Source organism: Pseudomonas sp. 22085, assembly GCF_052045815.1.
GTDB classification, from domain to species: Bacteria; Pseudomonadota; Gammaproteobacteria; order Pseudomonadales; family Pseudomonadaceae; genus Aquipseudomonas; species Aquipseudomonas glycinae.
Map to the genome: position 1 here is coordinate 180,044 of NZ_JBQEQA010000002.1, position 23,418 is coordinate 203,461.

19 protein-coding genes and 5 tRNA genes are annotated in these 23,418 nt (G+C 60.6%); 17 read left to right on the forward strand and 7 right to left on the reverse strand.

Annotated features, from left to right (window positions below; all coding sequences use genetic code 11):
- The first annotated feature begins 4 nt into the window (after positions 1-4).
- On the forward strand, positions 5-3,217 hold the full coding sequence (locus ACTJK7_RS03030; RefSeq protein ID WP_108560670.1) for an ATP-binding protein: 3,213 nt from the start codon (positions 5-7) through the stop codon (positions 3,215-3,217).
- Positions 3,218-3,221: 4 nt separating this feature from the next.
- On the opposite strand, the gene dkgB is transcribed toward ACTJK7_RS03030, so the two are convergent.
- On the reverse strand, positions 3,222-4,025 hold the full coding sequence (gene dkgB / locus ACTJK7_RS03035) for a 2,5-didehydrogluconate reductase DkgB (protein ID WP_323151389.1): 804 nt from the start codon (positions 4,023-4,025) through the stop codon (positions 3,222-3,224).
- A gap of 222 nt (positions 4,026-4,247) precedes the next feature.
- On the opposite strand from dkgB, the gene ACTJK7_RS03040 reads away from it, so the two are divergent.
- The 4 genes from ACTJK7_RS03040 to ACTJK7_RS03055 all read left to right on the forward strand — a co-directional run bounded on the left by ACTJK7_RS03040 (position 4,248) and on the right by ACTJK7_RS03055 (position 8,495).
- Positions 4,248-5,114, forward strand: coding sequence for a pirin family protein (locus ACTJK7_RS03040; protein WP_108563657.1), 867 nt, complete (start codon positions 4,248-4,250; stop codon positions 5,112-5,114).
- A 139-nt stretch (positions 5,115-5,253) separates the two neighbouring features.
- Positions 5,254-6,696 carry a mechanosensitive ion channel family protein gene (locus ACTJK7_RS03045; RefSeq protein WP_323151388.1) on the forward strand — a complete coding sequence of 481 codons (1,443 nt, stop codon included), beginning with the start codon at positions 5,254-5,256 and terminating at the stop codon, positions 6,694-6,696.
- A 75-nt stretch (positions 6,697-6,771) separates the two neighbouring features.
- Positions 6,772-7,566, forward strand: a complete 795-nt coding sequence (locus tag ACTJK7_RS03050) for an exodeoxyribonuclease III (RefSeq protein ID WP_108560677.1) — start codon at positions 6,772-6,774, stop codon at positions 7,564-7,566.
- Between the two features lie 101 nt (positions 7,567-7,667).
- On the forward strand, positions 7,668-8,495 hold the full coding sequence (locus ACTJK7_RS03055) for an arylamine N-acetyltransferase family protein (RefSeq protein ID WP_108560680.1): 828 nt from the start codon (positions 7,668-7,670) through the stop codon (positions 8,493-8,495).
- 3 nt (positions 8,496-8,498) lie between these two features.
- On the opposite strand, the gene ACTJK7_RS03060 is transcribed toward ACTJK7_RS03055, so the two are convergent.
- A complete protein-coding gene (locus ACTJK7_RS03060; RefSeq protein ID WP_085655211.1) occupies positions 8,499-8,828 on the reverse strand; it encodes a BrnA antitoxin family protein in 330 nt (109 codons plus the stop codon).
- 347 nt (positions 8,829-9,175) lie between these two features.
- Here ACTJK7_RS03060 and ACTJK7_RS03065 point away from each other — a divergent pair, with 347 nt between their 5' ends.
- Positions 9,176-10,696 (forward strand): nucleobase:cation symporter-2 family protein, encoded by a 1,521-nt coding sequence (locus tag ACTJK7_RS03065; protein ID WP_108560683.1) that lies wholly within the window; start codon positions 9,176-9,178, stop codon positions 10,694-10,696.
- Positions 10,697-10,819: 123 nt separating this feature from the next.
- Here ACTJK7_RS03065 and ACTJK7_RS03070 read toward each other — a convergent pair.
- A tRNA-Asn gene (locus ACTJK7_RS03070) sits at positions 10,820-10,895 on the reverse strand.
- Between the two features lie 228 nt (positions 10,896-11,123).
- On the opposite strand from ACTJK7_RS03070, the gene ACTJK7_RS03075 reads away from it, so the two are divergent.
- The gene (locus ACTJK7_RS03075; RefSeq protein WP_108560686.1) at positions 11,124-11,354 is read left to right on the forward strand and encodes a hypothetical protein; all 231 of its coding nucleotides are present in this window, start codon (positions 11,124-11,126) and stop codon (positions 11,352-11,354) included.
- Here ACTJK7_RS03075 and ACTJK7_RS03080 read toward each other — a convergent pair.
- Together ACTJK7_RS03080 and ACTJK7_RS03085 are read right to left on the reverse strand one after the other, a co-directional pair.
- Positions 11,351-11,551 carry a hypothetical protein gene (locus ACTJK7_RS03080; RefSeq protein ID WP_007956421.1) on the reverse strand — a complete coding sequence of 67 codons (201 nt, stop codon included), beginning with the start codon at positions 11,549-11,551 and terminating at the stop codon, positions 11,351-11,353. The two genes, ACTJK7_RS03075 and ACTJK7_RS03080, sit on opposite strands and share 4 nt — an antisense overlap.
- 112 nt (positions 11,552-11,663) lie before the next feature.
- On the reverse strand, positions 11,664-12,860 hold the full coding sequence (locus ACTJK7_RS03085; RefSeq protein WP_440780261.1) for an amino acid aminotransferase: 1,197 nt from the start codon (positions 12,858-12,860) through the stop codon (positions 11,664-11,666).
- 336 nt (positions 12,861-13,196) lie between these two features.
- On the opposite strand from ACTJK7_RS03085, the gene uvrB reads away from it, so the two are divergent.
- Positions 13,197-15,212, forward strand: coding sequence for an excinuclease ABC subunit UvrB (uvrB, locus tag ACTJK7_RS03090; RefSeq protein ID WP_108560689.1), 2,016 nt, complete (start codon positions 13,197-13,199; stop codon positions 15,210-15,212).
- A gap of 60 nt (positions 15,213-15,272) precedes the next feature.
- On the opposite strand, the gene ACTJK7_RS03095 is transcribed toward uvrB, so the two are convergent.
- Positions 15,273-16,763 (reverse strand): MDR family MFS transporter, encoded by a 1,491-nt coding sequence (locus tag ACTJK7_RS03095; protein WP_170928965.1) that lies wholly within the window; start codon positions 16,761-16,763, stop codon positions 15,273-15,275.
- A gap of 49 nt (positions 16,764-16,812) precedes the next feature.
- Positions 16,813-17,862 carry an HlyD family secretion protein gene (locus ACTJK7_RS03100; protein ID WP_108560692.1) on the reverse strand — a complete coding sequence of 350 codons (1,050 nt, stop codon included), beginning with the start codon at positions 17,860-17,862 and terminating at the stop codon, positions 16,813-16,815.
- 230 nt (positions 17,863-18,092) lie between these two features.
- Between ACTJK7_RS03100 and gltX the strand changes: the two genes are divergently transcribed.
- The 9 genes from gltX (at position 18,093) to ACTJK7_RS03145 (ending at position 23,381) form a co-directional block, all read left to right on the forward strand.
- Entirely contained in the window at positions 18,093-19,574 is a 1,482-nt protein-coding gene (gene gltX, locus ACTJK7_RS03105) for a glutamate--tRNA ligase (protein WP_007956429.1), read from the forward strand.
- A gap of 202 nt (positions 19,575-19,776) precedes the next feature.
- A tRNA-Ala gene (locus ACTJK7_RS03110) sits at positions 19,777-19,852 on the forward strand.
- Between the two features lie 79 nt (positions 19,853-19,931).
- Positions 19,932-20,007 (forward strand) — tRNA-Glu (locus tag ACTJK7_RS03115).
- A gap of 53 nt (positions 20,008-20,060) precedes the next feature.
- Positions 20,061-20,136 (forward strand) — tRNA-Ala (locus ACTJK7_RS03120).
- A gap of 78 nt (positions 20,137-20,214) precedes the next feature.
- Positions 20,215-20,290: transfer RNA gene (locus ACTJK7_RS03125), tRNA-Glu, on the forward strand.
- Between the two features lie 183 nt (positions 20,291-20,473).
- Positions 20,474-21,013, forward strand: coding sequence for a TetR/AcrR family transcriptional regulator (locus ACTJK7_RS03130; protein WP_064378827.1), 540 nt, complete (start codon positions 20,474-20,476; stop codon positions 21,011-21,013).
- A gap of 30 nt (positions 21,014-21,043) precedes the next feature.
- Positions 21,044-21,877 (forward strand): alpha/beta fold hydrolase, encoded by an 834-nt coding sequence (locus ACTJK7_RS03135; RefSeq protein WP_440780263.1) that lies wholly within the window; start codon positions 21,044-21,046, stop codon positions 21,875-21,877.
- Between the two features lie 47 nt (positions 21,878-21,924).
- On the forward strand, positions 21,925-22,386 hold the full coding sequence (locus ACTJK7_RS03140) for an acyl-CoA thioesterase (protein WP_011333342.1): 462 nt from the start codon (positions 21,925-21,927) through the stop codon (positions 22,384-22,386).
- Between the two features lie 35 nt (positions 22,387-22,421).
- Entirely contained in the window at positions 22,422-23,381 is a 960-nt protein-coding gene (locus ACTJK7_RS03145; RefSeq protein ID WP_108560695.1) for a tRNA dihydrouridine synthase, read from the forward strand.
- The last annotated feature ends 37 nt before the right edge of the window (positions 23,382-23,418 follow it).

Here is a 23,418-nt window from a genome sequence, read left to right on the forward strand (position 1 = left end):
CCGCATGAAGAGCCTGTTGCGATGCGTCCTGCTGCTGATGCTGTTGCTTGCGGGCACAGCGCAGGCGGCGACGGGCGCTCAAAGGCTTGAAATCGTTTCCCGCACCCGCCTGGAAGGCGTGCAGGTTCGCCTTGATGAGCAGGACAGACAGTGGCTGAGCGCGCATCCGGTATTGCGCATCGGTGCCTCCTGGCCGGATTACCCCCCCTTTGAGCAGACCCGCAAGCGCCATGAACTGGAAGGTCTCACGGCTGATTACGCCGATGCGATCGCGCAGGTGCTGAACATCGCTGTTGAGGTCTGGTGCTATCCGGACCGCGAAAGCGCCATGGTGGCGCTCAAGGCCGGGGATCTGGATCTGCTGGGCACTTCGAACAACTTCGAACTCGCCGACCCGGACTTGATATTGTCCCGTGCCTACGCCGAGGATCAGCCGATGTGGGTGACCCGGCTCGACGAACCTTTGCCTGGCGATCTGGCCGGCAAGCGAATCGCCATGGTGGACGACTACCTGCCAGCCTCGACCATCGAGCAGGCTTACCCGCATGCCTCCCTGCAGCGTTACCGCTCGATTCTCGATGCCCTCGGCGCTGTCGCGTTCGGTCGGGATGCGCTCTACCTCGGCGACTTCATCAGCGCCAGCTACCTGATCAACACCCATTTCCAAAACGACCTGCAACTGGCCGGGCCCTCGGGCCTCGACGCCAACCCGTTCGGCTTTGCCCTGGCTCGCAGCAACATCCGCTTGAAACGTCTGGTCGACAAGGCCCTGCTGGCCATTCCCATGGAGCAGCGCCTGGCCATGGAACTGCGCTGGAGCGCCGGTCGAGCCGACATAGCGGCGCAGTCGCGGGTGAGCCTGAGTGACAGCGAGCAACAATGGCTGGATCAGCACCCGGTGGTGCGGGTCGGCGCTGTCGATGATTTTGCGCCACTGACATTCTTCGACACCGATGGCCGCTTCAGTGGTCTGGTCGCACAATTGCTCAACCTGATCAGTCAGCGCAGTGGCCTGACATTCGAGGTGGTGCGCGGTCAATCTCTGGATCGTCAGGTCGAGCAACTCAGAAACGGTGAGCTGGACCTGTTGCCGGTGATGACACCGAGCCGCGAGCGCGAAACGCAAATGTTGTTCACTCGCTCGTACGCCAACAGTCCCTTTGTCTTGATCACCGAGTCGAAGGCGCAGGCACCGCGCAGTCTCGAAGAGATGGCGGGTAAACGTCTGGCGCTCTATCGCGGCAATCCGCTGCGTGATTACCTGCTGGAACACGTGCCGCAGATCAACCTGATCGAATTGCCGAGCCCGGCGGACGGTACGCGGACGCTGTTTGATGGTCGGGCCGATGCGACATTGAGCTCGTTGCTGGTGGCGCGTTATCAGATCGATCACCAGTACCGTGAGCGCTTGCGCATAGCCTCTACGCTGGGGGATCAACCGGCCCGGATCGCCATGGCCACGGCGCCCGATGCCCCGCAGCTGCAGTCGATTCTGAACAAGGCGCTGCTGGGCATTGCACCTCAGGAAATCGACGGTCTGGTCGCGAAATGGAGTCGTAACGTGGTGCTGCAGGACAGCTATTGGCAGCGCCATCGAGAGCAGATATTGCGCGGGTTTGCCGTAGCCGCCGGTCTGCTGTTGCTGGCATTGGGCTGGATCGCCTTTCAGCGCCGGCAGATTCGCCAGCGCCAGCAATGGTTGTTGCAGTTACGTGAGGCCAAGGAGGCGGCCGATGAGGCCAATCGTGCCAAAAGCACGTTTCTGGCGACCATGAGTCATGAAATCCGCACACCGATGAATGCCCTGATCGGCATGCTTGAACTGGCTCTCAAGCGTGCCGATGAAGGCGTGACCGATCGCCAGGCGATCGAAGTGGCGTCCAGCGCCGGGCAGCAGTTGCTGGCATTGATCGGCGATATCCTCGACATTGCCCGCATCGAGGCCGGACATTTGTCGCTGGCCCCCGAACGCGCCAACCTGCGCGAGGTGGTGGCGTCGGTGTGTCGGATTTTCGAAGGCCTGGCCCGACAGAAGCCGTTATTGTGGAACGTAGAGCTCGATGAGCGCAGCAACGTCGAGGTGATGATCGATCCCCTGCGTTTCAAGCAAGTGCTGTCGAACCTGCTGAGCAATGCAATCAAATTCACCGATGCCGGGGAAGTGAGCCTGTGTTTGCGCGTGTTCGGCGAGCAGAGCGGGCAGATTGATGTGGGCGTGATCATTGAAGACAGCGGTCGGGGGATCAGTCGCGACGATCAGCAGCGGTTGTTCCGCCCGTTTGTCCAGGTCGGCGACGTTCACTCTGTGGCGCAGAGCGGTTCCGGCCTGGGGCTGGTGATCAGTCGCAATCTGTGCCGGATGATGGGCGGCGATTTGTGGGTGACCAGCGAGCCGCAGAGGGGGACGCAGGTCATGCTGCGACTGGAGCTGCCAGTGCTGGCGCCGCGGGTGCAGAAGGACGCAGCGGCACCTGCGGTAACAATGACAAATTCACTGAACGTGCTGGTGGTGGACGACCATCCGGTCAATCGCCTGCTGTTGTGCCGGCAGTTGAGTGAACTCGGCCATCGCCCCGTTGATACCGATGGCGGTGAGCGCGCGCTGGCACTGTGGCGCGGGCAATCGTTCGATGCTTTGATCACTGATATCAACATGCAGGGGCTTAATGGTTATGAGCTGACGCGCGCGGTGCGTCAGGAAGAAGCCGCGACGGGCAGGGCGCCCTGCCTGATTCTCGGATTTACCGCCAATGCGCAAATCGAAGAAAGGCAGCGCTGCCGGGCGGCCGGAATGAACGATTGCCTGTTCAAGCCGGTGCTGCTGCGCGAACTGAGTCAGGCGCTGATGGCCGCCGGGGCAGAGACGCAGGTCGAGAGCCCGGACGAGTCGGCGGTGGCCGAGTTCGATCTGAGTGCGCTGTTGCAACTGGCAGGCGCGGACAACCCGCTGATTGAACAATTGCGTGAGGAGGTACGTAACAGTCTGCGCCTCGACCTGCAGCGTCTGGACGCATCAGGTCTTGATCGTGATGTCTTGCGTGATCTGGCGCATCACGTCACGGGCGGGGCGCACATGATTGGTGCCGAGCGCGTGGTCTCGGCGTGTCGGGTACTCGAGCAGGCCTGCCGTGACGATCAGCCCGCAGCGGCATTGACGGCCGCCATCGATTCGCTGCGCGTGGCCATGCGCGACCTCGCGCAGCAGCTTCAGGCCTGATCGGTCAGTCCCACTGCGGCGCGATGCCTTTGGGGCTGGTCAGGCGATGGCCGCGATCCAGTGTGGCGATCAGCGCCATGTCGGCGTCGCTCAGGGTCAGCGCCGTGGCGCTGAGGTTGCCTTGCAGGTTGGCGCGTTTGGTCGACGACGGAATCACCGCGTAGCCCGATTGCATCGCCCACGCCAGGGTGACTTGCGCCGGGGTGGCTTGCAGACGCTCGGCGATCTGCACGATCAGCGGATCCTTCAACACTTCGCCGTAGGCCAGGGTCATGTAGGACGTGATCTGAATGCCCTGACTCTGGGCGAATTCCACGACCTTGCGGTTTTGCAGGTAAGGGTGCAGTTCAATCTGGTTGGTGGCGATATTTTCCGCGCCGACCGCAGCAATCGCCTGTTTCATCAGGTCGATGGTGAAGTTGGACACGCCGATCTGCCGGGTCAGACCCAGGCGTTTGGCTTCCAGCAGCGCGCCCATGAACTCTTCGACGGGCACCTGATCTTCCGGCGACGGCCAGTGGATCAGCGTCAGGTCGAGGTAGTCGGTCTGCAGTTTTTGCAGGCTCGCCTTGAGGCTTTCGATCAGGCGATCCCTGGGGAAGTTGGCGATCCAGATCTTGCTGGTGATGAACAGCTCTTCACGGGCAATGCCGCTGCCAGCGATGGCTGCGCCGACGTCGGCCTCGTTTTCGTAGATCTGTGCGGTGTCGATGACCCGGTAACCCAGTTCAAGGGCAGTGCTCACCGAATCGATGACCACCTGACCTTGCAGGCGAAACGTACCAAGACCGAAAGCGGGAACAGACATGCAGGAACTCCAGGGTTGCAGTGGGAATGGGCAGGAGTATCCGCGTCTGATTCCTTGGGAAAAACCGCTGTCGGGGCAAAGTACTGTTGACTGAAAAGCACGAATCACAGCGATCGCTCATCGTTCCATCAATAGAACGATGAGGACGGTTTTGGCTGACTAGTACTAAATACGTGGCGAATTTATGATCAGCCCATGATCAACCTGATTTCGGAGCCCACCATGAAAAAACTGATCGGTATCTACACCAGCCCTCGCGGCCACTGGGTCGGCGATGGGTTTCCGGTGCGCACCCTGTTTTCCTACGACAACCTGGGCAAGCACATCAGCCCGTTCCTGCTGCTGGATCATGCCGGGCCTGCGCATTTCACCCCGACCACTGAGCGCCGTGGCGTGGGGCAGCATCCGCACCGTGGCTTCGAAACCGTGACCATCGTTTACGAGGGCGAAGTGCAGCACCGTGATTCCACCGGCAGCGGCGGCACCATCGGTCCGGGCGATGTGCAGTGGATGACGGCGGCTTCCGGCATCCTGCATGAAGAATTCCACTCGGAAAACTTCGCTCGAACCGGCGGCAATCTGGAAATGGTGCAGCTGTGGGTGAATCTGCCGGCCAAGGACAAAATGGCCGCGCCGGGTTACCAGACCATCCTGGACAGTGATATCCCGCAAATCGCGCTCAAGGACGGTGCCGGCAGCCTGCGCCTGATCGCCGGTGAGTTCGACGGTCACAAGGGCCCATCCCGCACGTTTACGCCAATCGACGTGTGGGACCTGCGCCTGAACACCGGCAAGCTGCTTACGCTGGATCTGCACGAAGGCCGCAACACCGCGCTGGTGGTGTTGAAGGGTTCGGTACAGATCAACGGTGTGGAGTCGATGCGCGAAGGGCAACTGGCGCTGTTCGAGCGTGATGGCGATCGCATCACCCTCGAAGCCAGCCAGGACGCGGTAGTGTTGCTGCTCAGCGGCGAGCCGATCGACGAGCCGATCGTCGGTCACGGCCCGTTCGTGATGAACACCGAGCAGGAAATCCACCAGGCTTTCGCCGACTTCCAGTCCGGTCGCTTCGGCCAGATGCACGGCTGAAAAAACCGGCAGGCGCCACGTGCGCCTGCCGGTTTTTTTTGCGCACGCGCAGTGGCGCTCATCCCGCCAAATCAATTACTCCTACACTGAGCCCAATCTGTGCGATCTTCTCGCGACTGGCCCCTGTCGGAGTTGTTTGATGCTGTCTCTGCTCACCGATCATCCGTTGTTTTGCGCCTTGATCCTGATCCTGATCGATCTCGGTCTGTGGCGTCTGATCAGCGCCCACGGCAGCGCGTGGAAACTGTTGGTGCGGGTGCTGATTTTCGCCCTGTTCAGCATCCTGTTGTTCAACGAAGGGCTCAACCCGATGGAGCCTGCGCCGTGGGCCGACAACGTGCCGTTGCATCTGGCGGCGACCGGTTTGCAGATTGGTTGGTGGCTGTTCGGCGCGCGCACTCTGACGGTGTTGATCGGCGCGGTGATGATGCAGCGGGTCGGGCATACCGGGCGGTTGTTGCAGGATTTGCTCGGTGCGGTGATCTTCCTGATTGCGATCATCGCGGCGCTGGCCTACGTGCTGGATCTGCCGGTCAAAGGCGTGCTGGCAACGTCCGGGGCGTTGGCGATCATCGTCGGTCTGGCCTTGCAGAGCACCCTGAGCGACGTGTTTTCCGGGATCGTGCTCAACACCACCAAGCCTTATCAACTGGATGACTGGATTTCCATCGACGGCACCGAAGGCCGGGTCACCGACATTGATTGGCGCGCCACGCGCCTGCAAACCAGTCAGGGCAGCATGGCGGTGATTCCCAACTCGCTGGCGGCCAAGGCCAAGATCATCAACTTCAGCCGGCCGAGCAACATGTTCGGGGTTGCCGTCAGCGTGCAGGTCAGCCCCCATGCGCGGCCGAGCTCGGTGATCGATGCCCTGGAGCGCGCGATGCAGGGCTGTCGCCAACTGCTGGAGAACCCCGCGCCGAGTGTTGCGCTGAAGAGCTCCAGCAGTGCAGGCACCGAATATGAAATCAGCGGGTTCGTCGCCTCGATGAGTGAAAAGCGCGTGGTGCGCAATCAGCTGTTCGACCTGGCCTACCGGCATCTGCAAGCGTCCGGGGTCAATCTGCTGTCGAGTAATGAGCCGGGTGTTCCGAGCAATCTCTCGCGACCTCGGGCGTTGCTCGACAGCTCGCCGATTTTCTCCACCCTGCGTCAGGAGGAGAAAGAAACCTTCAGCCAGAACATGACCCTGCAAACCTTCCGTGCCGGCGAGATGATTCTGGCGGGTGGGGAGGTCAGCGATCACTTGTTCATCATTGAGTCCGGCGTGGTCTCGGTGACGCTCAAGCGCCACGGCACGCCGTTCGAGTCCGGACGGATGGGGCCGGGCGAAGTGATCGGCGAGGCGGGGATTGTGTCCGATACCTCATTGCCGGCCGACTTCTCCGCCAAGACCTTCTGCGCGCTGTACCGCATCGAGAAGTCTTATCTCAAGCCGTGCCTTGATGCCCGTCACGACATCAACGATGCGATGAAGGCGCTGCTCGATTTCCGCCTGCACAAGGCGCAATCCCTGACGGAAGATACGCCGGTGGTCGTGCCGAAAAAAGGCTTCCTGCAATGGCTGCGCAATCGCGTGTAAACGGAGGATCCAACGCAACCGTCGCGGGGGAATCGGTGTCACAGGTTCTATCGGTCAATGGCAGGAGCCCGGACGATGAAAAAAATGCGCATTGCCACGTTCAACGTCAACAGCCTGCGTGCCCGTCTGCCAAATCTGCTGGAATGGCTCAGGCGCGAGCAGCCGGACATCGTCTGTCTGCAAGAGCTCAAGATGCTGGACAGCGCGTTTCCCGCTGCTGATCTGGAGGCCGCCGGTTACGGCGCCATCTGGCACGGTCAGGCGTCTTGGAACGGGGTGGCGATTCTTGCCCGCGATGCGCAACCGCTGGAGAGCCGGCGCGGTTTGCCCGGCGATCCCGACGATAAACACAGCCGCTACCTCGAAGCGGCGGTGCATGGGGTGTTGGTGGGGTGCCTGTATCTGCCCAATGGCAATCCGCAACCGGGGCCGAAGTTCGACTACAAGCTGGCCTGGTTCGAGCGTCTGATCAAATACGCCCGGGATCTACAAAGCAGCGACCACCCGGTGGTGCTGGCCGGCGATTACAACGTAGTCCCCACCGATCTGGATATCTACAACACCCGGTCCTGGCTCAAGGATGCGTTGTTGCAACCGGAGAGCCGCGAGTGCTACCAGCGCCTGCTGGATCAGGGCTGGACGGACTCTTTGCGGCATCTGTATCCCGAAGATCGGCTGTACACGTTCTGGGACTATTTCCGTCAGCACTGGCAGAAGAACTCCGGGCTGCGGATCGACCATCTGCTGCTCAATCCGACACTGAGCCCTTATCTGCACGAGGCCGGTGTGGATGCCTGGGTGCGCAACGAACCGCATGCCAGCGACCACGCGCCGACGTGGATTCGCATCGATTCGCGTAAAAGACGCTAGCCGGTGATTGGTTAATTCAATTGTCGATTCGATGCCCGGATCCCGTATACATGGCGACCATCGGCGGAACGATCCGCGCCCCCATGCAAAAGGACCCAGCCATGAGCGAGCCACGCCTGACGAATCTGAAACAGTACCTGCAACGCCTGGGATTCGATGCGCCCCCGGCGCCGACCCTTGAAACCCTGCGCCTGTTGCAACTGCGCCATACCGGCGCCTTTGTATTCGAAAACCTGTCGACGCTCAGTGGCGAACCCGTCCTGATCGATCTGCCCTCCATTGAGCGCAAGGTCCTGAACAACGCCCGTGGCGGTTACTGCTACGAGCTGAACAATCTGTTCCTGGCGTTGCTGCTCGAGCTGGGGTTCGATGCGCGGGGGATCAGCGGGCGAGTGGTCATGAATCAGCCCGAAGGCAGCTGGACCGCGCGCACCCATCGCTTGAGCCTGGTGACCATTGACGGGGTGCGCTACATCACCGACGTCGGCTTCGGCGGCATGGTCCCGACCGCGCCGCTGGTGCTGGATACCGACGCCGAGCAATCCACGCCGCACGAACCGTATCGCATCGAAGTGCAGGCCGATGGCTACATGCTGCGGGCCAGAGTCGCTGGCGAATGGCGGCCGATGTACCTGTTCGATCTGCAGCGCCAGGAAGACATCGATTACACCCTCGGCAACTGGTACGTCTCGACCCACCCGGACTCACCATTTGCCCAGCGCCTGATGGTCGCGCGTACGGGCGACGGCTGGCGGCGCACCTTGAACAACGGCAGTTTCGCGATCCACCGTATCGGCGCCGAGAGCGAGCGGCGTGAAGTGACGGATGTCGATGAACTGATCGAATTGCTGGAACGGGAATTCGGCTTGCGCCTGCCGCACCAGCTCGGTGCGCGAGAGGCTCTGGCGCGCTTGATTCAGCCAGTTTGAACGCTACGGTTTGACGTCCGGTTCCAGTACTCGCCGGATCTCGTTCACGGCCGCCGACAGTTTTTTCTCAAGGCTCTTGAGGTCGGTGGCGGTGATGCCTTGCTTGAATTGCCCGCTTGAATCTTCGAGTTCAACAGCCGCCCCACGGCTGTTAAGCAATGCGTGGCGCAGGGTGTTGTTGATGACCGTCTGATAGCCAAACCCCTCGCTTTCAGCGACCTCGCGCGCGGCTTCGATCACCGCGTCATCGAGCATGATGGTGATGCGCGTTTTACCCTTGGTGGGAGCAATGTCGCCGCGTTTACCGTCGCTGAAATTGTATCCATCTTTCATTCATCACCTCTGCGCAAAGTTGCCATCGCTCGCTGGGCTCGAATGCGTTGGCAGCATTCTTGCTTTTGTCGAACTGAATCTTGAATGACTTCATTATGCATACTTTATATGTATAAAAGGGTGCGACCGCGCCGTCGGTCGCCATGAACACTTCAGCCCAGGCGGATAAAACGTGCACTCGATCGGGGATGTGTTGCCGGATTTGTGGGGGATGAAAGCAGCGGGATAGAACGTTGGGTGGCTAGCTAACCATTATGTGACTGATAAGTTGTATACAAGTCTATGGACATTTGTCCTGACTCTTGCATACAGTGTGTGCATAACAAAAACCAGGGAACTCCCCCACCATGAAAACGCCCCATGTTTCACACCAACGGCCCGAGGACGAGAATCTCGGGGTCGGCGCGAATATGGCTTACGGCCTGCAACACGTTCTGACCATGTATGGCGGTATCGTCGCGGTGCCACTGATCATCGGTCAGGCCGCCGGGCTTTCGCCGGCGGACATCGGTCTGTTGATTGCTGCTTCATTGTTTGCGGGGGGGCTGGCCACGTTGCTGCAAACCCTGGGTTTACCATTTTTCGGCTGTCAGTTGCCGCTGGTGCAGGGCGTGTCGTTTTCCGGCGTTGCCACCATGGTGGCGATTGTCAGCAGTGGCGGGGAGGGCGGCTTCCAGTCGGTGCTCGGCGCGGTGATTGCGGCGTCGCTGATCGGCTTGCTGATCACGCCGGTGTTCTCGCGAATCACCAAGTTCTTCCCGCCGCTGGTCACCGGCATCGTGATCACCACCATCGGCCTGACGCTGATGCCGGTGGCCGCACGTTGGGCCATGGGCGGCAACAGTCACGCCCCTGATTTCGGCAGCATGCAGAACATCGGCCTGGCGGCGGTCACGCTGGTGCTGGTGTTGCTGCTGAGCAAGATCGGTAGCTCCACCATCTCGCGTCTGTCGATCCTGTTGGCCATGGTGATCGGCACTGTGCTGGCGGTGTTCCTCGGCATGGCGGACTTCTCAAGCGTCACCCAAGGCCCGATGTTCGGCTTCCCGACGCCGTTCCATTTCGGCATGCCGACCTTCCACTTCGCCGCGATCCTGTCGATGTGCATCGTGGTCATGGTGACCCTGGTGGAAACCTCGGCGGACATCCTGGCGGTCGGTGAAATCATCGGCACCAAGGTCGACTCCAAGCGTCTGGGCAACGGCCTGCGGGCGGACATGCTGTCGAGCATGTTTGCGCCGATCTTCGGCTCGTTCACCCAAAGCGCCTTCGCCCAGAACGTCGGGCTGGTGGCGGTGACCGGGATCAAGAGCCGCTATGTGGTGGCGACCGGCGGTATCTTCCTGGTGATCCTCGGCCTGCTGCCGTTCATGGGCCGGGTCATCGCGGCAGTGCCGACCTCGGTACTCGGCGGCGCCGGTATCGTGCTGTTCGGCACCGTGGCGGCGAGCGGCATCCGCACGCTGTCCAAGGTCGATTACCGCAACAACGTCAACCTGATCATCGTCGCCACCTCGATCGGCTTCGGCATGATCCCGATTGCCGCGCCGAACTTCTACGATCACTTCCCGAGCTGGTTCGCGACCATTTTCCATTCGGGCATCAGCTCGTCGGCAATCATGGCGATCCTGCTGAACCTGGCATTCAACCACTTCACGGCGGGTAACTCGGATCAGCAGTCGGTGTTCGCGGCAGCAGAAGAGCGGACCCTGCGTTATCGCGATCTGGCAGCGTTGCGTGAAGGCGACTACTTCAGCGACGGCAAGCTGCATGACTGCGACGGCAACGAAGTGCCGGTGATCGATCCGGATGCAGATCACGGTCATGGGGTACCGAAGGCACATGCCAAGAGCAGCGAGCACGTCTGACCGTTGTGGTTGAATGAAAAGGGCCGATCAGATGGAAAACTGATCGGCCCTTTTTCTATGCCGCCGTTTTTTTCAGCGCCCACTAAAAAGCCCCTGAATCTTTCGATTCAGGGGCTCTGTATTTGGCTCCACAACCTGGACTCGAACCAGGGACCCAGTGATTAACAGTCACTTGCTCTACCAACTGAGCTATTGCGGAATTGGTGCGTATGTTACTGATTTAAAAAGACTAGTCAAGCGCGAGATGTAAATTTGTTGGAAAGGTCAGGACGGGCGGCGGTTTATCGGCGATTGGCGGTTACCAGAACCGTAGCAGAGGTCTACCATGGCCGCCCGGAAGTGGTCACACGCGCTGCCGGCCATTCGCCGAAAAGGTATGCGCCATGAATAGTCCCATCCTCACCCATTGTCCTGTCGAGGTGTTCGCATGAGCACCGCACAAATCAGCCTGCCCAAAGGCGTCGGCCCGCACGCCGAAAAACTCTTCGACGCGATCACCCAGGCCGCCACGGCTGAAGAGCTGAACCGCGCAGGCGGCAAGGCCGAAGGTTTTGTCCTCGGCCTGGAAAGCACCAAGGCCATCAAGAGCCAGATCGCCGAATCGCTCTACGTCGTTTATGACGATGCGGCGACTCAGCGTGCAACAGAACTGGTTTAGCCGCCGAAGGTGAAGGTGCCGAGCATCAGTTTGGCGTACAGCATCGTTGCGCCCAGTTGCACCAGCCACAGCGCCAGCCCACCGAGAAACACCCCGGCCGCGACTTGCAGCACCAGGTTGTTGCCGCGCTTGGCCGGAGCGCGGGGGATGAAGTCATCCAGATCGTCGCGGTCGGCGCGCAGGTCATCGTTTTTCATGTTGTCTCTCTGAAATATCGTCTGTGTGCAGTCTAGAGGGTATGGCGGGTTTTCTTCAGACAAATAAAAAACGGGAAGCCCGAAAGCCTCCCGTTTTCATTGCCACGCCGGATCAGATGACCTGAACGATGGCGTCCGTCACGGCTTCGATGTTGCTCTGGTTCAGCGCGGCGACGCAGATGCGGCCGGTGTCCAGGGCGTAGATGCCGAACTCGTTGCACAGGCGGTGAACCTGTTCGGTGGTCAGGCCGGAGTAGGAGAACATGCCGCGCTGGCGACCGACGAAGCTGAAGTCACGCTGCGGGGCTTTCTTCGCCAGCAGAGCAACCATCTGCTCGCGCATGCCGCGAATGCGCAGGCGCATTTCAGCCAGTTCGGCTTCCCACTGAGCACGCAGTTCCGGGCTGTTCAGCACAGCGGCAACGATGCTTGCACCGTGGGTCGGCGGGTTAGAGTAGTTGGTGCGGATCACGCGTTTGACTTGCGACAGGACGCGGGCGCTTTCTTCTTTCGATTCGCTGATGATCGACAGTGCACCGACGCGCTCGCCGTACAACGAGAACGACTTGGAGAACGAGCTCGATACGAAGAAGGTCAGACCGGATTCAGCGAACAGACGCACGGCAGCGGCGTCTTCGGCGATGCCGTCACCGAAACCCTGGTAAGCCATGTCGAGGAACGGCACGTGACCTTTGGCCTTGACCGCTTCCAGCACGTTGTTCCAGTCCGCCGGGCTCAGGTCGACGCCGGTCGGGTTGTGGCAGCAAGCGTGCAGCACAACGATCGAGCCGTTCGGCAGGGCATTGAGGTCTTCCAGCAGGCCGGCACGGTTCACGTCGTGGGTGGCGGCGTCGTAGTAGCGGTAGTTCTGCACCGGGAAACCGGCGGTTTCGAACAGCGCGCGGTGGTTTTCCCAGCTCGGGTCGCTGATCGCCACGACGGCATTGGGCAGCAGTTGCTTGAGGAAGTCGGCACCGATTTTCAGTGCGCCGGTACCGCCGACGGCTTGAGTGGTGACAACGCGGCCGGCTGCCAGCAGTGGCGAATCATTGCCGAACAGCAGCTTTTGCACGGCCTGGTCGTAGGCCGCGATGCCGTCGATCGGCAGGTAGCCACGGGAGGCGTGCTGAGCGGCGCGAAGGGTTTCGGCTTCGATGACGGCGCGCAGGAGTGGAATTCGCCCCTCTTCGTTGCAGTACACACCCACCCCGAGGTTGACCTTGTTGGTCCGGGTATCGGCGTTGAATGCTTCGTTGAGGCCCAGGATTGGATCGCGGGGTGCCATTTCGACAGCGGAGAACAGGCTCATTTTTACGGCAGCTCTATTGGAGAGTGGAGGGACGTGTGGCGCTCCAGCCGAATGCACTAGAGCGGTGCACAAACGGGGAGCTAGTATAGAGGCCATCATCGATCAATGGCGACAGGCGATTCGGCTTTTAAGGTAAGTTTTTCCGATTATTTCTCGACCGTTAGTCGAATGAACCTGTCAGAGACTTTACCGGATGTAGGACGTTTGCCTTGAAAGGCGAGGCAATCGGCTCCACATTCAGCACAATCTTCGTTTTTCCTTGCGCGACATCGGTCGTTTGCGGTCATTCTCGTGGTGCTGCGGTTTGTCCGCAGCGTCGCGATTCCAGAGGTGTTTATGTCTGAATTCCAGCTCGTCACCCGTTTCGACCCCGCCGGCGATCAACCCGAAGCCATTCGCCAGATGGTCGAAGGCATCGAAGCCGGGTTGTCGCACCAGACATTGCTCGGGGTTACCGGGTCGGGCAAGACCTTCAGCATCGCCAACGTGATCGCCCAGGTGCAGCGTCCGACGCTGGTGCTGGCGCCGAACAAGACCCTGGCCGCGCAGTTGTACGGCGAGTTCAAGTCGTTCTTCCCGAACAACGCCGTCGAGTACTTCGTTTCCTACTACGACTACTACCAGCCCGAAGCCTATGTGCCGTCGTCCGACACCTTCATCGAGAAGGATGCGTCGATCAACGACCATATCGAGCAGATGCGGCTGTCGGCGACCAAGGCATTGCTCGAGCGCAAGGACGCGATCATCGTCACCACGGTGTCGTGCATCTACGGTCTGGGCAGCCCGGAAACCTATTTGAAAATGGTCTTGCACGTCGATCGCGGCGACAAGCTCGACCAGCGTGCGCTGGTGCGGCGCCTGGCCGACCTGCAATACACCCGCAATGACATGGATTTCGCCCGTGCGACCTTCCGTGTGCGCGGCGATGTGATCGACATCTACCCGGCGGAATCCGACCTCGAAGCAATCCGCATCGAGCTGTTCGATGACGAGGTGGAGAGCATTTCTGCGTTCGACCCGCTGACCGGCGAAGTCATCCGCAAGCTGCCGCGCTTCACGTTCTACCCGAAGAGCCACTACGTGACGCCCCGGGAAACCCTGCTCGACGCCATCGAGGGGATCAAGGTCGAGTTGCAGGAGCGCCTGGAATACCTGCGCAACAACAACAAACTGGTGGAAGCCCAGCGTCTGGAGCAGCGCACCCGGTTCGACCTGGAGATGATCCTCGAACTCGGCTACTGCAACGGCATCGAAAACTACTCGCGCTACCTGTCGGGTCGTCCCGCCGGTGCGGCGCCGCCGACGCTCTACGATTACCTGCCGGCCGATGCGTTGCTGGTGATCGACGAATCCCACGTCAGCGTGCCGCAAGTCGGCGCGATGTATAAGGGCGACCGCTCGCGTAAGGAAACTCTCGTGGAGTACGGCTTCCGCCTGCCGTCGGCGCTGGACAACCGGCCGATGCGCTTCGACGAGTGGGAAGGGGTGAGCCCCCAGACGATTTTCGTCTCGGCCACGCCCGGCAATTATGAAGCCGAACACGCAGGTCGGGTGATCGAGCAAGTGGTGCGCCCGACCGGTCTGGTCGACCCGCAGGTTGAAGTACGCCCGGCGCTGACTCAGGTCGACGATCTATTGTCGGAAATCACCAAGCGTGTGGCGCTGGAGGAGCGGGTGCTGGTTACCACGCTGACCAAGCGCATGGCCGAAGACCTGACCGATTACCTGGCCGATCACGGCGTACGCGTGCGTTATCTGCACTCGGACATCGACACCGTCGAGCGGGTCGAAATCATCCGCGACCTGCGTTTGGGCACGTTCGATGTGCTGGTGGGGATCAACCTGCTGCGTGAAGGTCTGGACATGCCGGAAGTGTCGCTGGTGGCGATTCTCGACGCGGACAAGGAAGGCTTCCTGCGTTCCGAGCGTTCGCTGATCCAGACCATCGGCCGGGCGGCGCGTAACCTCAATGGCCGGGCGATTCTCTACGCCGATCGCATCACCGGTTCGATGGAGCGCGCCATCGGCGAAACCGAGCGCCGTCGCGAAAAGCAGATCGCCTTCAACCTGGCCAACGGCATCACGCCGAAGGGCGTGTTCAAGGACGTCGCCGACATCATGGAAGGCGCCACCGTGCCCGGTTCGCGCAGCAAGAAGCGCAAAGGCATGGCCAAGGCCGCCGAAGAGAACGCCAAGTACGAAGCCGAACTGCGCTCGCCGAGCGAGATCACCAAGCGCATTCGCCAACTGGAAGAGAAGATGTACCAGCTGGCCCGCGATCTGGAATTCGAAGCGGCAGCACAGATGCGCGACGAAATCGCCAAGCTGCGTGAGCGGCTGTTGGCCGTTTAACGGATCGTTCCCACGCTCTGCGTGGGAGTGCAGCCCAGGACGCTCTGCGTCCGCTCAAGGTTAATGTGCCTCGCCGGCCTTCAGTCCGGCGGGCAATTTCTTGGTCAGCAAAATCGCCAACATGCTGATCCCCAGCGCAATCCCGACAAAATGAAACGCATCGTTGTAGGCCATGATCAGCGCCTGCTGATGCACGATCTCGCTCAACTTGCCCAACGCCGCCGTGTCACTGCCGAAACGATCGGTCAGCGACGCCAGGCGTTCGGCCACCTGCGGATTGGTCGGCACCACCGCTTCACGCAAATAATCGAAATAGGTCTTGGTGCGCGCATCCAGCAAAGTAGCGAGCAGGGCGATGCCGATGGCGCCGCCGAGGTTGCGCAAAATGTTGAACAGGCTCGATGCTGAGCCCGCGTCTTGCGGCAGGATGTACGCCGTGGCGATCAGCGAAATGGTCACCATGATCAGCGGCTGACCCAAGGCACGGATGATCTGGATCTGGTTGAACTGCGGCCCGGCGAAATCCGGGTTGAGCACCCCGGATGAAAAACTCGCCAGCCCGAACAGCCCGAAACCGATTGTGCACAGCCATTTCGGCGAGACGAATTTCATCAGTTTCGGCACCAGCGGAATCAGAAACAGCTGCGGCACGCCCATCCACATGATCACTTCGCCGATCTGCAGGGCGTTGTAGTTCTGGATCTGCGCCAGGTACAGCGGCAGCAGATAGATCGAACCGTACAGCCCAACGCCCATGCCGAGGCTGGAAATACTCGACAGCCCGAAGTTGCGATTGCGCAGGATGCCGAGGTTGATCAGCGGGTTGGGCTTGGAAATCTGCACGATGACGAAAGTGATCAGGCTCAGCAGGGCGATGCTGCCCAGCGTCACGATCAGGCTCGATTCCAGCCAGTCCTTGCGATGGCCTTCCTCAAGGAAAACCTGCAGGCAACCGAGGCCGACACCCAGGGTGAGAATACCGGTGTAATCGGTGCTTTTCAGCAGCTCCCAGTGCGCTTCTTTCTTCTCCAGACCGTACATCAGCCCGGCGATCATGATCAGCCCCGGCGGGATGTTGATATAGAAGATGTACTCCCAGCCCCAATTTTCCGTGAGCCAGCCGCCGAGGGTCGGGCCGATGGACGGGGCGAAGGTGGCGGTCATGGCAAACATCGCCATGCCTTTGGCACGGTGGTGTTCGGGGAGTTTGATCAGGGTCAGGGTGAAGGCCAGCGGGATCAGCGCGCCGCCGGTGAAGCCCTGCATCGCGCGAAACACGATCATGCTCTCCAGACTCCAGGCCATCGAGCACAACAGCGAAGAAATCAGAAACCCCAGCGACACCCACACCGCCAGCCGCCGTGCCGACAGCAACTGCACCAGCCAGGCGGTCAGCGGAATCATGATGATTTCCGCCACCAGATAAGACGTCGAAATCCATGAGCCTTCTTCCAGCGTCGCCGACAGGGCGCCCTGAATATCCTTGAGCGAGGAGTTGGTGATCTGGATGTCGAGCACCGCCATGAAGGCGCCGAGCATCACGCTCATCACCGCAATCCAGTCCCGCCGGGTCGGTTCGCCGACCGGGCGGATCAGTTGATCACCGGCCATTGTCCGGGGCGTCTTTGATATTCACGGTGGCGGTGACCGACATGCCCGGACGGATCTTGCCGCGCAACGGGTTATCGGCCTTGAAGGTCAGTTTGACCGGAATCCGCTGTACCACCTTGGTGAAGTTGCCGGTGGCGTTGTCCGGCGGCAACAGGCTGAACTGCGCGCCAGAGGCGGCGAACAGACTGTCGACCCGGGCTTCTATCGGCGTATCACCATAGGCGTCGAAAATCAGCTCGGCCTTCTGGCCTGGCTGCATGTGGCCGATCTGGGTTTCCTTGAAGTTGGCCTGCACCCAGATGTCTTCGTCCGGAACGATCGACAGCAGGTACGCACCGGCCTGCACCACTTGACCATTACGCGCGGCACGCTGGCCGATCAGGCCGCTGATCGGCGCGTGGATTTCGCTGCGGGTCAGGTTCAGTTCGGCCTGGGCGAGGTCGGCGCGGGCGTTGGCGATCTGCGCGTCGAGGCGTTTGATTTCGGCCGTCAGTGCGTTGACTTGCTGGCGCTGGCTCTGGGCATCGGCCTGGGCCTTGGCCACCTGCGAGCGGGCGATATGGGCGTCGGCGGAGAGGGTGGTGACCCGCTCCTCGGAGACGTAGCCGGGTTTGCGCAGGGTTTCTGCCCGCGACAAGTCCATCTGCGAGCGCCCAAGGGTGGCTTGTGTGGTTGCCACTTGTGCATCGCTGGCGGCGATCAGGCTGGCTTGCTGGGTCAGTTTGCTTTGGGCTTGCAGGCGCTCGGCTTCGCGTGTGGCGAGGGCGGCATTGGCACGATCGACGGCGAGGCGGAAATCATTCGGTTCGAGACGGATCAGCAACTGGCCCTTTTCCACATGCTGGTTGTCCTGCACCAGGACTTCGTCGATGCGTGCGCTCAACTGGCTCGACACGCGGGTGATTTCACCCTGGACATAGGCGTTGTCGGTGCTTTCATAAAAGCGTCCCTTGAAAAACCAATGGGCGAAAAAGCCCCCGGCAATCAGCAGGACCAGCAGCAGGAAAATGAACAGGCGACGCTTGAGTTGGGCAGGCATGGGCAAACTGTAGTCGAGGAATTGTAAGGAAAGTTATCAGCAGGCGAATCTGGCATACAGCCGATGAACGGTAAATGCCGTCTGTTGATATTCGGCCATTCACCACGGCCAACGGGCGTTCCAGGCGCAAACTTGGCTTAAATGCCCTGCCCGCTGGAGCGGGGCGGGTGTCGCCTGTTACCATTCGCCGCTTGATCGTTCTTTGCTTTTCATTCTTTTCGAGACATGCCATGACCACCGTCCGCACTCGCATCGCGCCATCGCCTACCGGGGATCCCCACGTAGGTACCGCTTACATCGCACTGTTCAACTACTGCTTTGCCAAGCAGCATGGCGGTGAGTTCATCCTGCGGATCGAAGACACCGATCAGTTGCGTTCGACCCGCGAGTCCGAACAGCAGATTTTCGATGCCCTGCGCTGGCTGGGTATCGACTGGAGCGAAGGCCCGGACGTTGGCGGTCCGCACGGTCCTTACCGTCAAAGTGAGCGCGGCGATATCTATCAGAAGTATTGCCAGCAACTGGTCGACATGGGCCATGCTTTCCCGTGCTTCTGCACCGCTGAAGAGCTGGACCAGATGCGCGCCGAGCAAATGGCGCGCGGCGAAACCCCGCGTTACGACGGCCGTGCACTGTTGCTGTCCAAGGAAGAAGTCGCCCGGCGCCTGGCTGCCGGTGAACCCCACGTGATCCGCATGAAGGTGCCGAGCGAAGGCGTCTGCGTGGTGCCGGACATGCTGCGTGGCGACGTCGAGATCCCGTGGGATCGCATGGACATGCAAGTGCTGATGAAGACCGACGGCCTGCCGACGTACTTCCTGGCCAACGTGGTCGACGATCACCTGATGGGCATCACTCACGTGCTGCGCGGCGAAGAATGGTTGCCGTCGGCGCCGAAACTGATCCTGCTTTACGAGTATTTCGGCTGGGAACAACCGGAGCTGTGCTACATGCCGCTGCTGCGTAACCCGGACAAGAGCAAGCTGTCCAAGCGCAAGAACCCGACTTCGGTGACGTTCTACGAGCGCATGGGTTTCATGCCTGAGGCGATGCTTAACTACCTGGGCCGCATGGGCTGGTCGATGCCGGACGAGCGCGAGAAGTTCTCGCTGCAGGAAATGGTCGACAACTTCGACCTCAAGCGCGTGTCGCTGGGCGGTCCGATTTTCGATATCGAGAAACTGTCGTGGCTCAACGGCCAGTGGTTGCGTGATCTGCCGGTGGAAGAGTTCGCCGCGCGGGTACAGAAGTGGGCGTTCAACTCCGAGTACATGATGAAGATCGCGCCGCATGTTCAGGGCCGTGTCGAAACCTTCAGCCAGGTTGCACCGCTGGCCGGGTTCTTCTTTGCCGGTGGCGTGAACCCGGATGCCAAGCTGTTCGAATCGAAAAAGCTCTCGGGCGATCAGGTTCGTCAGTTGATGCAATTGATCCTGTGGAAGCTGGAAAGCCTGCGTCAGTGGGAGAAGGACAGCATCACCGCAACGATTCAGGCGGTGGTTGAATCCCTTGAGCTGAAGCTGCGTGACGCGATGCCGCTGATGTTTGCCGCGATTACCGGGCAGGCGAGTTCGGTGTCGGTGCTCGATGCAATGGAAATCCTCGGGCCTGACCTGACCCGTTTCCGTCTGCGCCAGGCGATTGACCTGCTGGGCGGCGTGTCGAAGAAAGAAAACAAAGAGTGGGAAAAGCTGTTGGGCGCCATCGCCTGATTGCGTTTGACTCTGCAGGACGCGCCGAAGGTCAGGATCTTTTGATCCTGTCCTTCGGTGTTTTCCCCCGAATTTACGGGGGGAGGGCGGTAAGTGATTGTAATGCCGACAAAAAATTTTGAAATTTTTCAAAAATAAGTTTGACAGCCTTTCGATACGCCCTTAAGATTCGCCCCGTCCTCAGCGATGACATCAACGATGAGGGGCTATAGCTCAGCTGGGAGAGCGCTTGCATGGCATGCAAGAGGTCGACGGTTCGATCCCGTCTAGCTCCACCAATTTACACTTCGAAGCCTGGCCACACCGGCTTCGAAGCGATCAACACTCAGCGTTGATCAGTTGTATAGAAGGGTTTGCGTCCCCTTCGTCTAGTGGCCTAGGACACCGCCCTTTCACGGCGGTAACAGGGGTTCGAGTCCCCTAGGGGACGCCAGTTTTACAGAAGCGATGTTGCAAGATGTCGCTCCGCCGAGAGGCGAAAAATCCGGGGCTATAGCTCAGCTGGGAGAGCGCCTGCATGGCATGCAGGAGGTCAGCGGTTCGATCCCGCTTAGCTCCACCAATTTACAGTTCAAGGTCTGGCCACACCGGCCTTGAATCGATCAGTTCTCAGCGCTGATCAGTTGTATAGAAGGTTTGTGTCCCCTTCGTCTAGTGGCCTAGGACACCGCCCTTTCACGGCGGTAACAGGGGTTCGAGTCCCCTAGGGGACGCCACGATTACCCGCTCTGCGGGATTTTATAAGGGTCATTCAATTATTGAATGGCCCTTTTGTTTGTCTGGCGTTTGGCCAAATCCTCTTTTTCCTTAACACTGTGCTTCAGACCAGCGGTCACGCTTGTGACTTGCGGAATATTATTATGAGAATAATATTGCTATCGTAATATTCGGAGGCGACGATGAACGACAAGAAAGCTCAAACCCGCGAACGCATTCTCAAGGCCGCCAGTGCTGCACTGATCCAGCGCGGCCCGGCTGAACCGAGCGTGGGTGAAGTGATGGGGGCGGCCGGCCTGACCGTCGGTGGCTTCTACGCCCACTTCGAAAGCAAGGACGCAATGATGCTTGAGGCGTTCAAGCAATTGCTCGGTCGCCGTCGCGACCTGATTGCCGAAATGGACAGCGAGCTGACAGGTGAAGAGCGGCGCGCGCTGGTGGCTGCGTTCTACCTGTCGCGCAAGCATCGTGATTCCAGCGATTCGGCGTGCCCGATTCCAGCCTCCATCGGCGAGTTGGGCCGTTTGCCAGAGGCGTTCCGGATCGCGTTGAACGAACACTTGGAATTGATGATTGCGCAGTTGGCCGCAACGCCGGAAGACACCGACAAAGCGTTGGCCGACGTGGCCTTGATGGTGGGTGGCCTGGCGCTCGCCAGGGCGTTGGGCCCTGGGGATTTATCCGATCGATTGCTGCGCGCTGCCAAGTCGGCGGTGCGTTGACCTGAAGGCTACAAGCCCGAGGAGAGAGCGATGAGCACGTTGAAGTGGGTTCGCGGCGTTAATGGCACCTTGGGCTGGTTCGCACCGAAACTGGTGGCGAGCAAAATGCGGCTGGCGTTCATGACGCCTCGCGCGAATACACCGCGGGATTGGGAGTTGCCGCTGCTGGCGAGATCCGAACGCATCACCTTGCGTTTCGGTCTTTCGGCCCTGCGTTGGGGGCAAGGCCCGACTGTCTTGCTGATGCACGGCTGGGAAGGGCGGCCCACCCAGTTTGCCGCGTTGATCACGGCGCTGGTCGACGCGGGCTACACGGTTGTCGCGCTGGATGGTCCGGCCCACGGTCGCTCGCCGGGGCGCGAAGCCAATGTGGTGCTGTTCGCCCGTGCGATGCTTGAGGCCGCGGCCGAATTGCCGCCGTTGCAAGCGGTCATCGGCCATTCCATGGGCGGTGCCAGTGCCATGCTCGCGGTGCAATTGGGCTTGCGCACCGAAACCCTGGTGAGCATCGCCGCTCCAGCGCGAATTTTCGGGGTGTTGCGCGGATTTGCCCGCTACGTCGGCATGCCGCCCAGAGCTCGTTCCGCGTTCATTCGCGAGGTTGAACAGGACGTCGGCATGCGCGCCGCCACCCTCGATGTCGCCCACTATCAACTGGATATGCCAGGCCTGATCGTGCATGCCGAGGACGACACCTTCGTTTCGGTCAAGGAATCCCAATTGATCCACGAATCCTGGTTCGACAGTCGCTTGCTGCGCCTGGAGGCCGGCGGCCATCAACGCGTACTGGCCGACCCTCGGGTGATTGATGGCGTGTTATCACTGCTGGCCGGGCGCAGCCTTCAGGCGCGGCAATCGGCCTAGTCATCCGTTACACTGCCCCGGTTGAATCATTTGACCGGGAGTAGGGCATGGGCTGGGATCGGGCAACGCCGTTTACCATTGATCTGCAAGTGGGCGCCGAGGACATCGACGGGCTGGGCCACGCCAACAACGCGGTCTATGTGACCTGGCTCGAGCGCTGCGCCTGGCGCCACTCACAGCGCCTGGGCCTGGATCTGGTCGAGTACCGGCGGCTGGATCGGGCAATGGCCGTTGTACGCCACGAAATCGATTACCTGGCCGCCGCCTACGAAGGCGACGAGCTGCAATTGGCGACCTGGATCGTTGATTGGGACCAGCGCCTGAAAATGACCCGTCACTTCCAACTGATCCGCCCCAGCGACAACGCCACGCTGCTGCGCGCCCAGACCACCTTCGTCTGCATTGAGCTGTCCACCGGCCGGCCCAAGCGCATGCCCGCCGAATTCATCGAAGGCTATGGCCCGGCCATACAGACGGCGGACATGGGTTTAACCCGCGAAACCCAGTAAACTGCCGCACGTTTTTCCTTGAGTGTGTGTTTCCCATGCAAATTGCTCTGGCGCCGATGGAAGGGTTGGTCGACGACATCCTGCGCGATGTCCTGACCCGTGTCGGCGGTATTGATTGGTGCGTGACCGAATTCATCCGGGTCAACGACCAGTTGCTGACTCCGGCCTATTTCCACAAGTTCGGCCCTGAACTGCTCAACGGTGCGCGCACGGCGTCCGGCGTGCCACTGCGCGTGCAGTTGCTGGGTTCCGATCCGGTGTGCCTGGCGGAAAACGCGGCGCTGGCCTGCGAGCTGGGCTCCGAAGTGATCGACCTGAACTTCGGTTGCCCGGCCAAGACCGTCAACAAGTCCCGTGGCGGTGCGGTACTGCTCAAGGAGCCGGAACTGCTCAACCAGATTGTCGAACACGTGCGTCGCGCCGTACCCGCACACATTCCGGTTACCGCCAAGATGCGCCTGGGTTTCGACAGCCCGGACGGCTCGCTGGTCTGCGCCACGGCGCTGGCCGAGGGCGGTGCCGAGCACATCGTGGTTCACGCCCGGACCAAGGTCGACGGCTATAAGCCACCGGCCCATTGGGAGTGGATCCCGCGCGTACAAGATGTGGTCAAGGTGCCGGTATTTGCCAACGGCGACATCTGGAGCGTCGAGGACTGGCAACGCTGCCGGGAAATCAGCGGCGTCGAAGACATCATGCTCGGTCGCGGTCTGGTGTCGCGCCCGGACCTGGCCCGTCAGATCGCCGCCGCCCGTGCAGGCGAGGACGTCGTCGAGATGACCTGGGCCGAGCTGATGCCACTGATTCAGGACTTCTGGCTGCAAGCCAAAGCGCAAATGACCGCGCGCCAATCGCCGGGCCGTTTGAAGCAATGGCTGGCCATGCTGACCCGCAATTATCCCGAAGCCGTCGAGCTTTTCACCGTGCTGCGCCGGGAGACCGAGCCGGATCAGGTCTCGCGTTTGCTGGGTTTGCCGGTCGCCGAAGCCGCCTGAAAAAAATCTTCAAACGATCTCTTGAAAACAAAACGCA

Excerpts from the sequence above, each read along its gene's own strand:
- ACTJK7_RS03030 (WP_108560670.1), top strand. The coding sequence starts at position 5 with ATGAAGAGCCTGTTGCGATGCGTCCTGCTGCTGATGCTGTTGCTTGCG.
- dkgB (WP_323151389.1), bottom strand. The coding sequence starts at position 4,025 with ATGTCTGTTCCCGCTTTCGGTCTTGGTACGTTTCGCCTGCAAGGTCAG.
- ACTJK7_RS03040 (WP_108563657.1), top strand. The coding sequence starts at position 4,248 with ATGAAAAAACTGATCGGTATCTACACCAGCCCTCGCGGCCACTGGGTC.
- ACTJK7_RS03045 (WP_323151388.1), top strand. The coding sequence starts at position 5,254 with ATGCTGTCTCTGCTCACCGATCATCCGTTGTTTTGCGCCTTGATCCTG.
- ACTJK7_RS03050 (WP_108560677.1), top strand. The coding sequence starts at position 6,772 with ATGAAAAAAATGCGCATTGCCACGTTCAACGTCAACAGCCTGCGTGCC.
- ACTJK7_RS03055 (WP_108560680.1), top strand. The coding sequence starts at position 7,668 with ATGAGCGAGCCACGCCTGACGAATCTGAAACAGTACCTGCAACGCCTG.
- ACTJK7_RS03060 (WP_085655211.1), bottom strand. The coding sequence starts at position 8,828 with ATGAAAGATGGATACAATTTCAGCGACGGTAAACGCGGCGACATTGCT.
- ACTJK7_RS03065 (WP_108560683.1), top strand. The coding sequence starts at position 9,176 with ATGAAAACGCCCCATGTTTCACACCAACGGCCCGAGGACGAGAATCTC.
- ACTJK7_RS03075 (WP_108560686.1), top strand. The coding sequence starts at position 11,124 with ATGAGCACCGCACAAATCAGCCTGCCCAAAGGCGTCGGCCCGCACGCC.
- ACTJK7_RS03080 (WP_007956421.1), bottom strand. The coding sequence starts at position 11,551 with ATGAAAAACGATGACCTGCGCGCCGACCGCGACGATCTGGATGACTTC.
- ACTJK7_RS03085 (WP_440780261.1), bottom strand. The coding sequence starts at position 12,860 with ATGAGCCTGTTCTCCGCTGTCGAAATGGCACCCCGCGATCCAATCCTG.
- uvrB (WP_108560689.1), top strand. The coding sequence starts at position 13,197 with ATGTCTGAATTCCAGCTCGTCACCCGTTTCGACCCCGCCGGCGATCAA.
- ACTJK7_RS03100 (WP_108560692.1), bottom strand. The coding sequence starts at position 17,862 with ATGCCTGCCCAACTCAAGCGTCGCCTGTTCATTTTCCTGCTGCTGGTC.
- gltX (WP_007956429.1), top strand. The coding sequence starts at position 18,093 with ATGACCACCGTCCGCACTCGCATCGCGCCATCGCCTACCGGGGATCCC.
- ACTJK7_RS03130 (WP_064378827.1), top strand. The coding sequence starts at position 20,474 with ATGAACGACAAGAAAGCTCAAACCCGCGAACGCATTCTCAAGGCCGCC.
- ACTJK7_RS03135 (WP_440780263.1), top strand. The coding sequence starts at position 21,044 with ATGAGCACGTTGAAGTGGGTTCGCGGCGTTAATGGCACCTTGGGCTGG.
- ACTJK7_RS03140 (WP_011333342.1), top strand. The coding sequence starts at position 21,925 with ATGGGCTGGGATCGGGCAACGCCGTTTACCATTGATCTGCAAGTGGGC.
- ACTJK7_RS03145 (WP_108560695.1), top strand. The coding sequence starts at position 22,422 with ATGCAAATTGCTCTGGCGCCGATGGAAGGGTTGGTCGACGACATCCTG.